Origin of the sequence: Bacillus sp. 7894-2, from assembly GCF_002272225.1 — a bacterium.
Taxonomy (GTDB): Bacteria; Bacillota; Bacilli; order Bacillales; family Cytobacillaceae; genus Cytobacillus.
The window spans coordinates 1-504 of sequence record NZ_NPDG01000076.1 but is presented as its reverse complement, the minus strand read 5'-3'; the positions used below and the strand labels follow the sequence as shown (position 1 = coordinate 504).

The window sequence follows — 504 nt, the reverse complement described above, 5'->3', positions numbered from 1 at the left end:
TGAACTATACCCCGGATAGCGGACACTGATAAAAAAGTGCCCCTATCTGGGGTTTTTTGTGTTTCAATAGATTTAATGAATATGGGCGGAGGATTAACATGAGTAAGAATATTTATAATGAATTTCAAATTAAAGAGCTTGAAAAGAATCCTAATGTTTTATGCGCTTCTGAAAGGTCAATCTCCTATAGTCCTGAGTTTAAGCTAAAAGCAGTTACGGATTATAAAAATGGAAAAGCACCGTCGCAAATCTTTATTGAACAGGGCTTCGACCTGGACATGATCGGTAAGAAACAACCCCAGCGTTGTCTTAAACGTTGGAGGGATTCATATGAAAGGTTTGGAAAGGAAGGTTTCCTTACGGAACGTAGAGGCAAAGGGAGTACCGGGCGTCCTTCTTTAAAGCAACTTTCCGTAGAAGAGAAATTAAAAAAAGCTGAAGCAAGAATTAAATTCCTTGAGGCAGAGAATGACTTCTTAAAAAAGCTGGAAGAGTTAGAAAGGC

1 protein-coding gene is annotated in these 504 nt (G+C 38.7%); it reads left to right on the top strand.

The features are described from left to right. Positions 1-98: 98 nt before the first annotated feature. The coding region (locus tag CHI10_RS11790) for an HTH domain-containing protein (RefSeq protein ID WP_353615967.1) at positions 99-504 on the top strand (406 nt) is incomplete at its 3' end.